Annotated in this window: 8 protein-coding genes and 1 pseudogene; 5 read left to right on the top strand and 4 right to left on the bottom strand. The window is 33.8% G+C overall.

The window, feature by feature from the left end; genetic code table 11:
* Positions 1 to 125 precede the first annotated feature (125 nt).
* From arfB to ACXR6G_RS16855, 4 genes and pseudogenes are all read right to left on the bottom strand, one after another.
* Positions 126 to 530 (bottom strand): annotated as a pseudogene (gene arfB, locus ACXR6G_RS16870) (alternative ribosome rescue aminoacyl-tRNA hydrolase ArfB); the annotation flags it as partial.
* Positions 531 to 756: 226 nt separating this feature from the next.
* Positions 757 to 1,698, bottom strand: a complete 942-nt coding sequence (locus ACXR6G_RS16865) for an FISUMP domain-containing protein (protein WP_458362621.1) — start codon at positions 1,696 to 1,698, stop codon at positions 757 to 759.
* A gap of 249 nt (positions 1,699 to 1,947) precedes the next feature.
* Complete coding sequence (locus ACXR6G_RS16860) at positions 1,948 to 3,759, bottom strand: glycoside hydrolase family 15 protein (protein ID WP_458362620.1); 1,812 nt, start codon at positions 3,757 to 3,759, stop codon at positions 1,948 to 1,950.
* A 254-nt stretch (positions 3,760 to 4,013) separates the two neighbouring features.
* The gene (locus ACXR6G_RS16855) at positions 4,014 to 5,828 is read right to left on the bottom strand and encodes a glycoside hydrolase family 15 protein (protein WP_458362619.1); all 1,815 of its coding nucleotides are present in this window, start codon (positions 5,826 to 5,828) and stop codon (positions 4,014 to 4,016) included.
* Between the two features lie 101 nt (positions 5,829 to 5,929).
* On the opposite strand from ACXR6G_RS16855, the gene ACXR6G_RS16850 reads away from it, so the two are divergent.
* The 5 genes from ACXR6G_RS16850 to ACXR6G_RS16830 all read left to right on the top strand — a co-directional run bounded on the left by ACXR6G_RS16850 (position 5,930) and on the right by ACXR6G_RS16830 (position 16,428).
* Positions 5,930 to 8,137, top strand: coding sequence for a bifunctional alpha,alpha-trehalose-phosphate synthase (UDP-forming)/trehalose-phosphatase (locus ACXR6G_RS16850; RefSeq protein ID WP_458362618.1), 2,208 nt, complete (start codon positions 5,930 to 5,932; stop codon positions 8,135 to 8,137).
* Between the two features lie 451 nt (positions 8,138 to 8,588).
* The gene (locus tag ACXR6G_RS16845) at positions 8,589 to 9,845 is read left to right on the top strand and encodes a cation:proton antiporter (protein ID WP_458362617.1); all 1,257 of its coding nucleotides are present in this window, start codon (positions 8,589 to 8,591) and stop codon (positions 9,843 to 9,845) included.
* Positions 9,846 to 10,178: 333 nt separating this feature from the next.
* A complete protein-coding gene (locus ACXR6G_RS16840) occupies positions 10,179 to 11,855 on the top strand; it encodes a hypothetical protein (protein WP_458362616.1) in 1,677 nt (558 codons plus the stop codon).
* A gap of 322 nt (positions 11,856 to 12,177) precedes the next feature.
* Positions 12,178 to 14,568 carry a protein NO VEIN domain-containing protein gene (locus ACXR6G_RS16835; protein WP_458362615.1) on the top strand — a complete coding sequence of 797 codons (2,391 nt, stop codon included), beginning with the start codon at positions 12,178 to 12,180 and terminating at the stop codon, positions 14,566 to 14,568.
* Between the two features lie 525 nt (positions 14,569 to 15,093).
* On the top strand, positions 15,094 to 16,428 hold the full coding sequence (locus tag ACXR6G_RS16830; RefSeq protein WP_458362614.1) for a serine hydrolase: 1,335 nt from the start codon (positions 15,094 to 15,096) through the stop codon (positions 16,426 to 16,428).
* Positions 16,429 to 16,569 lie beyond the last annotated feature (141 nt).

The following is a 16,569-nucleotide window of genomic DNA, read 5'->3' as shown; positions in this document are numbered from 1 at the left end:
TTGTTTGTTATAAAACATCCAAGTTATAAAATACCCTACTTTTTTTATCGATAAAAACCGAGCCATTTAAAGAGACCCCATTCCCATTGAAGAAAACAATATAAATGTCTAATTATTTAATAATTTTAGTCATCCCAACTCGAAGAGCGTCGACGTGTTTTCTTTTCTGAACCTATTCGTTTAGCCTTGAGTCTTCTTTCACGAGCGCCACGGCCTGGTTTTGTTGGTCTTCGTTTTTTCACTGGCGTAAAAGCTTGTGTTAGCAAATCGAAGAATTTCTCCACGGCCGATTGTTTATTCTTCAGCTGAGAGCGATCTGCCTGAACGACAATGCTTAGTATTCCCTCTTGACTGATACGTGTAGAGAGCTTTCTGTAGATTAAATCCTTATCCTCATAAGTGAGCAATTGAGATTCCCAGAGGTTAAAGCGCAATTCAACTCGGGAACTCACCTTGTTCACATGCTGGCCCCCAGGACCACTACTTCGTGAGGTCTGGAACTTAAATTCCCTGATAAAAGAATCTTGATTTGTGATGGGTAAATGCATGCTGGATAATTATTCTAAAGGACCCGTAGATAAGTCACAGGTTACCGAAAGTACAAATGTATTATTTTTAAGTTAATAGTTTAAGTTGACTTACACGTGTATTTTTAAAAGAACAAATCAGGAAAGTAAAAATCGGCCACCTCAGGAATATGGGGTGGCCATTTTGTAAAAATTTGATATAAGTTAATATGAGACCGATGGATTGGAACTAATCTTGAACACAACGAATAGCTAATGCATAAGTTCTTTCAAAAGTACGATGACAAGTATTCAATGGGGAGAAAATTTCTCTCGTTATTAAATAATTACCAGTAGGAATAAAACTAGAAGTCCAATAAAAGGCCGAAAAACCAAAATTATCGAAGGATGTTTGATTGTATTTATAGCCACTAGGAATGGCGTTAAACCCGAATTTATCAATACCATTTCCCTTTTCAATCCATTTATCCTTGGATTTTAAGTTCAAGCCAATATCAGAACCTCTATAATTATCTTTATTCCATTCTTCATCATTTACCTTGTATTCACTATCTACGGTTCCTTCAAGAATTTTCCATTCATTATCAGTTGGTAAATGCCATCCCTCAGGACTAACTTTTAAAGCCGTTTCCATAGAATATAAGCAACCGTATGTTTCTCCAATAATTTCATTGTTTTCGTAATACCAACTTCCTTCATCAGTTTTAAACTTTAGATTTTGTGACATCCAGCATTGTTCTCCAATTATAACTGTTTTGTATATATTACCGTCTCGGGCATCGAAGAAATCATGCCCAGGCGTGAAGTTTAGGCTTAGTTCAATTTGTGATTCAACAGTGGTTGATTTATTCTGATTATCCTTTGCGACGACTTTTAAAACATGCAAGCCTTCGCTTAGATTCTTGGTGTCTAAAATCATTTCAAAAGGAGGAGATCTTACAAGAGCTGTCTCATGATTATTGATGAAAAACTGAACCTCTCTGATACTTCCATCATTATCTATCGCCTCTGTTTTAATAGTAACCAGTGGCCCAATAATGATCTCAGTGCCATCTGCAGGACTCGTAATTACCAATTGTGGAGCCTCATTAGAATCCTCTTTACTACAATTGCTTAATAAAATGGAGAGAGAAAGAAACAATAGAACATTAAAAAAAGAATTCGTTTTCATAGATAAGAGAATTTGGCTGTGTATAGCTTAGAATTGTATTTTTATGGTGACGAACTGTAAATTAGCTTGTTGATGATTTGTAAGATTAGAGTTTTATAAAAATATCAATCTTATAAGGCTTTCTTTAATCTTATTGATTTTCTGTAGCTGACTAAAGATATAATAATTTTATGAATAGTAGTTTTAATGATGAAATCCCAACTCAGTTTATGAATTGGGATTTATAAATATTAGAATTTCTGTACGTTTCTAACTGTCTATTTGAGTCAGCAAACACGAGCCCTCATCAGAGTCTTCACAGGAGAAATTGAATGCCGTTTCGATAATAGCCAAGTGGGAATAGGCTTGTGGGAAATTGCCCAACATGCGTTTCGATGCAAAATCGATATCCTCAGCAAACAAACCCAAATGGTTGGAATAACTCATAAGGATGTCAAATTTCTCTTTGGCTTCCTTCCTTTTTCCAATTTTATATAAACTGTTAATCATCCAAAATGAGCAAATTGTAAAAGCCGATTTAGGGGTTCCGAAATCATCCTTATTCTTATAGCGATACATTAAACCATCGTGTTCCAATTCCCTCTGAATGGTGAGAACTGTTGATTTATATTTCTCGTCATTTGCTTCAATGAAGCCATAGCTTTCCATCAACAAGACGGAAGCATCCAAATCATCGGAACCGTAGTGCTGAGTGAAGGCCTGTCTCTTTTCATTCCAGGCATGCTTCATGATATCTTCTTTAACCGCATCACGTAAAGGGATCCATTTATTCGCATAGTAATCGGCTTTTAAGAGGACTGCAATTTTCACAGCCCGATCAAAGGCCACCCAACACATCACTTTACTAAAAGTGAAATGAAGGCTTTCCCCCCTGATTTCCCAGATTCCCCGATCTGGCTCCCGCCAATTTTCTTCTACCACCTTAATAATGCTACGCACAATAGTGCACAATTCTTCAGTACGACCCAGTGCATTCTCGAAAAGGGCAAATTGCTGGTGAATCAAGTCCAGGAGGATACCATAAATATCGTTCTGCTTTTGTTTATAGGCAGCATTACCCACACGTACAGGTTTGGAACCCTCGTAGCCCGCCAGATGATCCAGTTCAAATTCCTGAAGGGTCTTTTCCCCGTTTATGCCGTACATGATTTGCATCTTTTCCCTTTTAAGGGGTATGATATCCATCACGAAATTAAGATAGCGCTGGGCGTCTACACGATGCCCCAACTGGGTAAGCATTTTCACGACCATAGAGCCATCACGAATCCAGCAGAATCGATAATCCCAGTTGCGCACTTCGCCTACCGTTTCGGGCAGGGAAGTGGTTACAGCGGCCAATACGGCACCACTCTTATCATAGTTCAGCAGTTTCAATACCAGGGCTGAGCGCGTCATTTCTTCCTTATAAGCAGGAAAGGTATTTGTCCGTTCTGACCAGTTTAGCCAATAGGTTTTGGTTCTTTGCAAAATCAGATAGATCCTGTCAATGGTTTGCCTCATCAGTTTTTGATTATAGCTTACCAGGAAGAATTCATGTTTCTCTAAACACAAGATTTCCTGATTCAGAACGGCATTGCTGTCGAAGCTGGTGTACAAATACAAGGAGTCGTATTCTCCCTCGGATGTGTAGGCCTTTATGAAATTATGATGGGATATCTTTTTCTTGGTTCGGTTTCGAGCATAGTCCAATTTGGGATCATATATTATGCGAAAACGGGGCTGTCCTTCTATCAGTTTTAAATAACGAATGACATCAGGCGGGGCATAATAGCCCTTGTCTTCGGTAATATAACGCGGCATAAAATCTACAAGCTCAAAAATGCCATCCTCACATTCGAAACGGGTGATTAATATATTGGTGCTTCTCCAATAAGTCTGTTTGATTGCGATCAGTTTTTCAGGCAGTATTTCGAAGCTTCCCCCATTATTTTCATCCAACAATTTTGCAAAAGCTGAAGAGGAGTCGAACTGTGGCAAACAAAGCCAATCTATAGAGCCTTTTTCTGAAATAAGTGCTGCGGATCTACAATTTCCGATGACTCCGTAATTTAAATTTTTCATAGAAAAAGACTAATTAAGTGAATAAGCACAATACAAGTCTTAAAATAGCTAATTTCCATGACTTTCGAATAATTTATTAATAGAATATCACACTCAATTTTATGAATAGAATACACATTGTTTCCAACAGGCTCCCAGTTAGTATCAACGTAAATGATGATATAAAAGAACTTATTACAAGTTTAGGAAATCTTGCAACTGGCATGAGATAGGTATCTAAAGCATATAACGGGAAGTGGATAAATAGGGTTTAGCTAGCGACGATTTAGGTGATCAATCAGATCTTCTGATTCAGAATCGTCATCAGAAGATAAATTGTTAGCTGTCTCGATTATAGCTAAGTGTGAATAGGCTTGAGGGAAGTTTCCTAACATACGCTTTGTTTCAAAATCAATATCTTCAGAAAATAAACCAACATGATTGGAATAACTCAAAAGGATGTCAAATTTATCTTGTGCTTCCTTTTTTCGCCCGATTTTATACAAGCTATTTATAAGCCAGAAAGAACAAATGGTAAAGGCAGACTTAGGCGTTCCAAAATCATCCTTATTCTTATAGCGAAACATTAAGCCATCGTGCTCCAATTCTTTCTGAATGGTAAGGACGGTAGAAATATATTTTTCATCATTAGCCTTAATAAAGCCATAGTTTTCCATTAATAAAACGGAAGCGTCTAAATCGTCAGAACCATAATGCTGAGTAAAAGCTTGCTTCTCCTCGTTCCAAGCATTTTTCATGATATCTTTTTTTACAGCATCTCGATAAGGGACCCACTTTTTCACATAGTAGTCACTTTTCAGAAGTTTAGAAATTTTTACGGCTCGATCGAAAGCTACCCAACACATCACTTTACTGAAGGTGAAATGAAGGCTCTTTCCTCGAATCTCCCAGATTCCTCTATCAGGTTTACGCCAATTCTCTTCCACAACCTTTACAATACTTCTTACAATAGTGTAAAGGTCTTCAGTATGTTCTAACGAATTTTCAAACAATTCGAATTGCTGATGAATTAGATCTAGAAGGATGCCATAAATATCGTTCTGCTTTTGTTTATAAGCAGCATTACCAACACGTACAGGTTTGGAACCCTCGTAGCCAGCCAGATGATCTAATTCAAATTCCGGAAGAATTTTCTCCCCGTTTATGCCGTACATGATTTGTATTTTTTCTTTTTTTTCCGGAATAATATCCATGATAAAATTCAAATAACCTTTGGCAATATTATGATGTCCCAGCTGAGTTAATATTTTCACAACCATGGAGCCATCTCGTATCCAACAGAAACGATAATCCCAGTTACGAACCTCACCAATGGTTTCTGGTAAGGATGTCGTTAATGCTGCTAAAACGGCCCCTGATTTTTGATAGCTTAACAATTTTAAAACCAAAGCTGATCTCCCCATTTCTTCACTATACTTTGAGTGAACTTTTGTTTTTTCTGACCAATTCAACCAATACGTTATGGTTCTTTGCATGATCAGGTCAATTCTATCGTAAGTCTGCTTTAGTAATTTTTTATTGTAGGTTAGAAGGCAAAATTCATGCCTGTAGAGACAAATAATGTCTTGATTTAAAATCGATTCACAATCGAAACTAGTATATAAATAAAGTGAATCATAGGTTTTAGATGTTGTATAGGATTTTATGAATTCAAATTTAGCTAACTTATTTTTAGTGTCATTCCGAGCATAATCCAACTTTGGATTGTAAATAATACGAAAAGTAGGTCTTCCTTTGACATGTTTAAAATACCTAATAATATCAGGTGGCGCAAAGCAGTTGTTGTTTTCAGTAATATAGCGAGGCATAAAATCCACAAGCTCAAAAATTCCATCTTCACATATAAAACATGTATGTAGTATATTGGTATTCTTTTGATAATATTGAATGCTGCGAATAAACTTTTCTGGTTGAACTTCAAAACTACCCCCTTTTTCACTATCAAGAAGCTTTGCAAACGCTGATGATGAATCGAACTTCGGCAAACACAGCCAATCGATAGAGCCCCTTTCTGAAATAAGTGCTGCAGATCTACAATTTCCAATGACTCCGTAATTTAAATCTTTCATAGAAAAAGAGTAATTTAGTGAATAAGCAAGATATAAGTCATAATGTAGCTAATTTCCATGACTTTAGAATAATTTATTAATAGAATATCATACTCGATTTTATGAATAGAATACACATTGTTTCCAACAGGCTTCCAGTTAGTATCAACGTAAAAGATGATCAAATAGAACTCATACCCAGTGTAGGAGGTCTCGCTACGGGTATGCGATCGGTTTATAAAGAATATAATGGTAAGTGGATAGGCTGGCCGGGTTTACCTAGTGATGACATAGATCAAAAACTGTCTGATAGGATAGACAAGGCGTTACAAAAAGAAGATTGTGTTGCGGTTCACCTTTCGAAAAAGGAGATCGATTTGTATTACGATGGTTTTAGTAACCGCACGATTTGGCCTTTATTCCACTATTTTGCACAATATATCGATTATGATCCTGAGCTCTGGGAAGCATTTGTGAGTGTGAATCAGAAATTTGCAGATAAGGCACTTGAAACCTTGGAGGAAGGCGATACCATTTGGATACATGATTACCAATTGTTGTTGGTGCCTGAAATGATCAAATCGAAGAAACCTGGTGTGACTGTTGGTTTTTTTCTTCATATACCTTTTCCATCATTCGAGGTATTTCGAATTCTGCCCTGGCGAAAAGAATTGATTCAAGGCATACTAGGGGCAGACTTAATTGGTTTTCATACTTACGATTATCAACGTCACTTTTTTAGTTCTGTTCGTCGATTAATGGGTTATGAGATTTCTTTTAATCAGATTCAAATAGAAGATCGAATTATTATAGTTGATGCTTTCCCTATGGGGATTGATTACGACAAATTTAAGAATGCAGCGACAGAAATCTTTCAAAAACCACTTCAAGAGAAATCTGATTTACATCGTGAATTAGAAAAGTACTTTTTGCTTTCTCCAGATCGAAAACTAATTCTTTCTATAGATCGCTTGGACTATTCGAAAGGAATACCCAATCGATTAAGAGCCTTTGCTAAGTTTTTAGAAGAGTATCCTGAGTTTGTTGGGAAAGTTACACTAATTATGCTTGCAGTACCTTCTCGAGGAACGGTAGAGCATTATATTAATCTCAAAAGTGAAGTTGATGAATTAGTTGGAACCGTCAATGGGCAATTTGGGAATATTAATTACACACCCGTATGGTATTTCTACAGATCAATGCCTTTTGAGAATTTAATTGAGTTGTACAGTTCTTGCGATGTTTGTTTAGTTACGCCCGTTCGCGATGGAATGAATTTGGTTGCTAAGGAATATGTGGCATCCAGAACCAATCGCACTGGGGTTATAATCCTCAGTGAAATGGCTGGTGTGTCTTTAGAAATGGGAGAGGCCTTGATCATCAATCCAAATAATATCAAAGAAATTGCTGATAGTATAAATCAAGCCTTGACTATGCCACTGGATGAGCAGCGAGAACGTATGATTTTTCTTCAAGATCGGATTAAGCGTTATGATGTTTTTAAATGGTCCAGTGAATTTGTGAAATCACTATCGAAAGTAGAAAAAATTCAATCTTCGATGCATGCTAAGCGAGTTAATGTCATTATAATGGATAAGATCCGATCTGATTATCAAAATTCAAAGATGCGAGCTATCTTTTTGGACTATGATGGCACACTTACAGGTTTTAAGAAGAACCCGAATGATGCCAAACCTAATGAGGAATTACATCAACTCCTATATAAACTGGAAGAAGATCCTCGCAATGTCATTACTATTATAAGTGGGCGCGATAGGGCTAGTCTTGAAACTTGGTTAAAAGGACACAAAATAAATTTGATTGTTGAACATGGAGTTTGGAGCAAAAAGATAGATAAAGAATGGAAAATGCTTTCCAATGCTACGGATACATGGAAATCGAGCATTCAACCCATACTCGAAACTTTTGTTGATAGAACACCAGGTACCTTTATAGAAGAAAAGAATTACTCTCTGGTTTGGCATTTTAGAAAAGCCGAGCCCGAACAAGCTGATTTAAGAGCCAATGAGTTGAAGGATGAATTAACAACTATGATAGCCAATCATAACCTGGAAATATTGGAAGGTAATAAAGTGATAGAGGTGAAGACGGGTGGTATAAACAAAGGGATTGCAGCTTTACAATTCCTTAAAAATAAGGACTTCGATTTTATTTTTGCAGTGGGTGATGATTGGACCGATGAATACATGTTTAAAGAATTACCTGAATCTGCCCACACCATTAAGGTTGGCTTAAAACACACAGCAGCTAAATATAAAGTTGAATCTGTAAGTGCGGTTCGTACCTTTTTAGCAGAATTGATAAAATGAAAAATCAATGACCGCTTTGTAATGAATACATCATTTAACAGTAATAATCCCAACTAATCATATTTAGTTGGGATTATTTTTGCATATCAACTTATTTTACCCCTGTTGATAAACTAAGAGCCATTTTTTTTGTTTGGTATCTTGTTTTTCATAAATTCGCGGCCGATTAAGAGATCTAAATTTAATTTGTAAGGCTAGGCTTGATTTAAACACCACTTTAAATCTGCAATAAGCTGGTTTAATTTACAAATGTCTTAGATCATATTTGATAGCCTTTTACAAGACTAGGAGGGTCCCATTCTCCTAATGTTTTTTGTAATCAATAAGGCTTTCATATCCTAGGAAAACCATCTAATACCCTATTAGCTTTCTCTAAAGCTGAATGATAGTTTGCATTTATTATCTGAACCCAAGTCTTGGCTTCTGACACATAACTAATAATAAAAATTAAATGTTTGATTCTTTTGTAATCGTTCTGGCTTTTGCTGCTCTTTTTAGTCTTGTAAATACAAAATACCTGAAATTAAACCCTACCATTGGGATGATGGTTTTAGCACTCATAATGTCTGTGTTTATCCTCATATTAAAAGAATTTGCCCCATCTGTTTACCAGTTTATTCCGACTTTCGAAAGAGACATTCATTTTAGAGAATTTTTGTTGGAGATTATTCTTAGTTTTCTGCTCTTTGCAGGAGCCATGCATATTAATATTGAGGAATTGCAGAAGCAAAGAAAGGCGGTTTTTGTTTTTGCCATATTCGGTACATTAATATCCACTTTTTTGGTGGGAACCCTTACTTATTATGCTGCTCACCTTTTATCATTAGACATCCCTTATATTTATTCCCTTTTATTTGGGGCCTTAATATCACCAACCGACCCTATAGCTGTTCTCAGTATATTAAAAAGCTACAGTGTTAGGAAAGACTTACAGATGAATATCGAAGGCGAATCTCTTTTCAACGATGGGGTAGGTATGGTTCTATTCGTTGTCATCTTACAGATTATCAATCGAGGTTATGAGAATATTCATGTCGACGAAGTCATTTTTCTATTCTTTAGAGAAGCACTTGGCGGTATTTGCTTTGGTTTGTTAATAGGCTTTTTAGGTTTCCAAATTCTTAAAAGGACTGAGGCTAATGCCAAGGCACATGTTATGCTGACCATTGTTATGGCATCGGGTGGTTATGCTCTAGCCGAGAATATTCATGTTTCTCCGGCCCTGGCAATGGTAGCAGCTGGTTTGTATCTGGGTAAAAAGATACACAGTAAAGAATATTCGAAGAATAACCTGATGCAATTGGTCACATTCTGGGATGTTTTGGATGAAATTTTAAACGGTGTACTCTTTGTGCTTTTAGGATTCTTTATAACACTAATAAACCCCAATGTCGTTCATATTCCTTTTGCAATTATTACAATAGCTGTTGTTTTAATCTCAAGGTATATTTCGGTACTTATCCCTTTTCAGTTGATTAAACATTCCAATAAAAAAGTCAACCGAAAAACTATCCTCATGCTAACATGGGGTGGCTTGAGAGGGGCTTTGGGTATCGCATTGGCTTTATCAATACCACCTGAGCACTTTGGTGATTTATTTGTTTTCCTAATGTATTCGGTAACCCTATTTTCCATTATTGTACAAGGATTAACGATTGGAAAATTGGTAAAAAAATTAGGTTTGGTTAACCTGAAAGATGCAAAATAAGACGAGTTTATTCTAGAACGAGACAATGAACACTAATAAACCCCACATCTTAATTGCTGTGGGGCTTATTTTGTTTCCCTGTTTTTTTTACAAAAGAGCATTTATTATGAAGAGCAATTCTATTTTACATGAAATTATAGTTTTACTTGTCGTCTATATACTGTTTAGTTTGAATAATTCTTAATTTTAAGCTTCTTAAAACTAAAGGTGTTCTTAGCACAGTATATTAGAGTGGTAACAACACCTCTTTGAAAGATATAAGAGAAATAATATCAATATGGATGTTATCCATACGTTAGGTGCAAGCAACCAAATTATAAAGCAATAATTTTTATGAACCCTATACCGAGGTTAGAATTTAAAAGTGTATTTCCAGAAGAAGAACCTCTAGATATAAAAGTATACTTAAATAAAATTTCATCAAATACTTTACTAAATGTAATAGGTTTTAGTAATACAATTCCACAACCAAATTTTGATAATTTCAATTCTAATCTTGAAATTCGGCAAGACATAGTTCGTAGAGTAAATACTTATTTACGAATGAGTAAAATTACAGAAAAGCCTGGTATTGTAACTAGGCTGGGTAGTTTAAAGCTTGCCGAAATAGTTTTATCCAATAGAGTTGAACTAATAGAAAATAATACTAATCCAGAAGATATAGATATTGATGAAATTAACATGCTAAAGGCATTTTTGATAATCAATCATGATTTGAATACATCTCAAATTGTAGAAGAACGAGATGATAGTTTTGAACTTATGGTAGATATTATTATAGCTTCTAGTTTCCCTGCTTCGGATTTAGGATTTAGAAATGATAATAATTTAGAATTTGTAAAACTGGTTCATGCAACAATAATCCGTTTTGAATACTTAATTGAATTTCTTGAAGGGTCTAAAAAATACAAGTTTCTGGGTGATGAATTATGTAAGTATTTTAATCAAGATAATTCAAAAAAACTCGTAAGGCAGGTAAAACTTTTTTTTGTAAAACTATTAGAGATTAAAATGGAAAACGGCTTCAGATTTCTAATGGAAGATGACGCTAAACCATTCGTTGAATCATTGGTTTCTTATGAAGTTGCTGAAGATGAAGATTTCACCAATTTGAAAAATTATCCAATTTATAAAATTGATAAATCTACATATGCAATAATAGATTTCTTTTTTGCCGTAGATAAATTTGTTAAAAGCACTAAGTTTATTTTAAAATCAGCATTTCACGAACACCTAAATCTGCCTGCAAAAGACAGATCTTTTTTTGAATTCTACAATACAGAATTTACAGAGAAATTTCTTGTTGTAAAATTGCTTGACAAACTTTTTCACAAAAAGCATTTTAAAAAGAAAGAGCAAAATAAGGGTAATAAACATGAGCCTGATTATTACATAAGACATGGTAATACAATATTTCTATTTGAAAATAAGGATGTATTAATTGCCAAAAATGTCAAAAGCTCTGGCAATATATCATTAATAGAAAAAACTCTAAAGTTAAAATTTCTGGAAGTAAATGAAAATCCAATTGGTATTGGGCAACTAATTACTTCAATTGAACAAATACTGTTGAACAAGTTCAATTATGACCAATATGTAAATTCAAAAAAGAATTTCAAAGTATATCCAATACTGTTACTGAATGATAGAATATTTGAAACACCAGGGTTAAATTATAGAATGAATACTTGGTATAAAGAAAGTATTAAAGAACGCCTTAAAGAGAACTATAACCCAAATTATATTAAAGATTTGATAATACTTGACATAGATACATTAATTTATTGGCTGCCTTACCTTACATTAAGGGATAACAATTTTAAAGATATTCTTGATTTACAAATAAAAATAATGAAGCCATTTAAAAAAATAAATATAACTGACCCGATAAAGGCAAAAGAAGCTTTTCAAAAAAAAATAGGAGAACAGCTTTCTCCAATAAGTTCAAGATATGAGGATTTTAAATTTTTAACCAGTTTTTTAATTGACAATATCAAACGTGAACTTTAAGAATAACAATGCCAGCACCTAACAAAAGCTAAATTTCATGGGCGGCGAAATGCAGTTAGGAAGTTTGGTTCAATTAATAAACACCAGCAAGCCAATTCAATTTGTCTTGTTAAAAATATAAATAGGTAAATTTAATCGGCTTGCTTACTTGGCGGTTTGAAAGGATAACTCTTTTAATCGCCCACGCAACTTAGCAAGACCGTTAGGTGCAAGCAAACTGCAACTGTACAAATGAAATAAATGGAGACAATAGGTTTATCAACGAAGCAACAAAAAAAAATATTGATTTAATTGTTCCTATTGTTGAATTAATATGCAAAAAATGAAAACAAAATATGCAAAGATGCTACTTGAGTATATTCCAGATTGGGATTGGAAATACTTGATTGAGAGATTTGGTGATTCCGAAAATGAAAATATTCAATTGGTTTTTAGATCTCGCCCTATTAAATTTCCAACCAGTAATACTAGAAATATTATTTATAGCGAATTTAATTCTGGCTCCGATATTATCAGTTCAATCATACGTGAATATATCAGCACCATTGTACAGAAAAGATATCCGAATTATCCAATTAGTAAATCTATTTCGAGAAAACGTGATTCTACTAATGCTGTTAATCTTTCTGATTACAGTTTTGAAAATGTATACAAACTTGCACATAGCTTACATAACAAAGAAAAGGAAAAACAACAAGAAGCTGATAAGTACTGGAGGAAAATATCATCAAAATCCCTTTGGGAGGAAGCGTTAATTCTGTACGGTAAAGAATTGCAATATTTTAAGGACATTGCACCCTATAATGTGAAAGATATTAAATATGAGGTATTAAAGGATGTAGAAATTTCTAATTATCTTTCGCAATTCATAGATGTAAATAATTTTAAGACTTGTTTCCACAATAAGGAAATATCCAATGAAGAACTACGACTACTTATAAGAAAGATTCATCTTAATTCTCAGGCAATTGGTGATAGATTATTGAAATATATTACTTCTCATTTTTTTATTGCAAGATTTGATTTTAGTGCAAAAAAACTTCAAATATTAATGGGTGAGTTTGAACATGAAATCCGATCATGTTTGACAAGATCTTTTCGTTTAAATCAGAACTTTTACCTAGCTTTTTCGGGAGGTTTTGAATTGCTAGGTTCAACTATCTTTTATGCTAATGATGATAGTCGTGGTTATAAGAATACTTCCCTGTCTCAACGAATCAAATGGGATTTAATTAATAAGTATAAATCTAGTGTAAAAGATAAAAGAAAATTATCGTTTTTAGATACTAACTCATATGCATGCTTTTTAAATGAATACAAATTGAGATCAAATTCAAAGGATTTTACAATAGAGATTGACTATAGGTTAAGAGATGATTTTTTTAGAGATTACCTGATTACAAATAAACTAACATCATTTTTCACTTCAAATGAAATATTTGAAGTGACTGAACATTTTGTTACTAAATATTACACAGAAATCACATCAAGTATTGCAAGTTGCGACAACTTTACTGGAAGAGGAAGTAATGAGTCCATGCTATATCGTTTATCATGGAGCTATAATGTTTTAGAGAGTATTCTTATCAGAATAAACCAAGATAATAGCATGAGTAGGGAACATTTTTTTTCTTATTTATCTGGTACAGCTAGTATTTCACTAGTTAATATTGCAGTTTATTCCAAGGAGTGGGATTGGTCAGTTTTGTCTTCCAATCCAAGTATTCCTTGGTTTAGTTTAGCTTTCGAGAAATATCAAGACAAATTAGATTGGTCAAAATTATCATCCAATACCTATTTACCTTGGACTTCAGATTTAATTTTAAAATATGAACGAAAGTGGAATTGGCAAATATTATCATTAAATGAAAAAATTCCGTGGAGTGAAGAGCTTATAGAGAGATATAAAGATAGGTGGTGTTGGTCACGATTATCAAAAAACCCTGCTTTACCTTGGTCATTTAGTTTTATAGAAACATATTCTCCGAAGTGGGATGCAGTATTAATTCTTAAGAATCCTGTTTTACCAACCGTTGATGCTTTTTTTGTTTTTTTAAAAAATAAAGAAACCGAGGAGCAAAAAGCAAGATCAATTCAATATGAAAAGGACCGGATTATTGCCGAAAAAAATAAGCGTAAGCGTGCAGAGGAAATAATAATACAAAACGAAATAGACCAAAAGGAAATAGATAATCGTTACAGCTATTATAGTGAATGTCTAAATAAATTGACTTCGTCATCATTAAAACTAAATAACAGCACCCATTCAACAAGAGTAAATGAATTTGAAGATTATGAACTTGGTCGTTATGGAGAAATATTCATTTTTAAATTATTACGAACTTTCAAACATATAAATGTAGATTGGACTAATAAATCAGAGGAAAGTTATTTACCATTTGATTTTCGTTTATACATTGACAATCTACAGAACAAAACATTACGAGAATGTTTTATAGATGTTAAAAGTTCCTTGGGAAGCTTTTATAAGTTCATCTATATGTCAGATAATGAAATTAATAAAATAAAAACTGCTTCAGATTATTTCATTGCAAGAGTTTATAGGCATGACAAATTAGATAATTCAATCGAAATAGGGCACAGTCTGTATTTAAATTTTTTCAAAGTTAGTCCTGATAATATCGATATTGCGAAAATTTCAAAAACGGAGAATGGTTGGAAATTGGATGTTGAATTACTAATGAATTTATAATGTCCACCGTGAACAAATTTGATTATAATTACTTCAATTAATGACTAAATCACTATGGCCTGAAAGTCCATGATTTATAGAGTTTATAAAACTGAGAGATGAAGAAATAATAAAGCCAGCACCTAACAAAAGCTAAATTTCATGGGCGCTGATGAGTCGTTTGAAGGTTTAGTACAATTACTAAACACCAGCAAGCCAATTAAAATTGGTTTGCTTAAAAATATAAACAAATCTATGCGGCTTGCTTTCGTGCGACTTGAAAGGTCAGTTCTTTTAAATCGCCCACGCAACTTAGCAAGCCCGTTGCCACCAATTAGGTATGGTAAAGGGACATGGTTTACATTTTTTAGGTTGTAATTTGGAATAAAAAACAAATTGCTATGCCTTGGAAAGAACGAACAACTATGGAACAGAAAATTGAATTTATCTGTGAATGGCGGACAGGAAGATACACCATCACAGAATTAAGTAAACACTTAAAATTTCTATTCGTCATTAGACTTAATGAATTAAAGAGATTAAAAAATGAAAATAATAATATATGTTATCCTAATCGTATTATTTAGCAATCTGCAGTTGTTCTCTCAAAATACACAAAAACAATGGATGAAATATAGTTTACCTGAAGAGGCTGGATTTTCGAGTGAGAAATTGAAAATAACAAAGAATTATTTTGACTCAACAAATGCGGTTGCTATGCTTCTGATAAAAGACGGGCACATAGTTGAAGCTTGGGGAGATATTGAACGAAGATATAAGCTTCATTCGGTTCGTAAAACTTTATTAAATGCACTTTATGGCATACAAATAAAAAAAGGGGTAATTGATATTAACAAAACTATTGGTGAGCTTGGTATAAAGGAGAAAGTTGAACTTACAGATATGGAAAAGAGTGCTAAAATAAAACATTTATTAGCTACTCGTTCAGGGATTTATTTGAATGCTGCATTACAGCCCGATGTTGGAGGTAGTCCTAAAAGAGGTAGTCTTAATCCTGGTGAATATCAATATTATAATAATTGGGACTTTAATGTTCTTGGAACCATATACAATTTAGAAACAAACAGTGATATTTTCAAGGATTTTAATTCAGATATAGCCATTCCATTAGGAATGGAAGATTATAGAATTTTTGATGGCACTTATGAATATAGTGATGTATCAATCCATCCTGGCTATCCACTGAAAATGTCGTCCCGTGATTTGGCAAAATTTGGACAGTTATTTCTCCAGATGGGGAATTGGGATGGGAAACAGATTATAGATTCAAGTTGGATACAGCAAAGTTTAACCCCCTATACAGTTGCTGACAATATGGGAAATGGAGCAACTGGATATGGATATTTATGGTGGTTACAGCAAAGAACTAATGAATCAAAACGCTATTTTGCCCTTGGTTGGGGAGAACAATATTTAGGGATATTCCCTGATGAAAACATTATTATTATACTTAGAGCTGATAGCTATTTTGGACATTATTTTGTTGAAAAAAATAGAAAAACGTTGATTAAAATGATTCTTGATGCAATGGTGTCAAATTCTTCCAAAAATAAAACTTTAACTAAATTTGAGAGCCAAGGAAACACTATTAAGCCAATTAACTTGACTAAAGAACAATTATTGAAATATACAGGGACTTTTCAATTAGCTGAAAAAGGCATTTCAGAAATCAATCAGAATTTCAGTATAAAATACTCCAATAACGGATTAATGATAGAAGATTTACATTACGCATATAAATTTAAATTAGTTCCATTATCCGAGGCAGAATTTTTCATTGAAGATTTAGAATTATTTTTAACTTTCGAAACTGACATATCGAACAGGATTTTGTATACAAGAATACTAAAAAACAGATAAATACTGTGTACAACATTTTGTATAAGTAATGGCAGAGGAAGTGCTAAATATCAAGGTTTGTAGCCCGCTCAAACTTCATCACGGTTTGCCAGGAAAGTACCACGCAATCTGCCTCTACTCATACAATTTACCGTTAGCATA

The organism is Ancylomarina sp. YFZ004 (assembly GCF_054254355.1).
The sequence above is the reverse complement of the archived record's forward strand: the minus strand, read 5'-3'. Positions and strand labels throughout refer to the sequence as shown.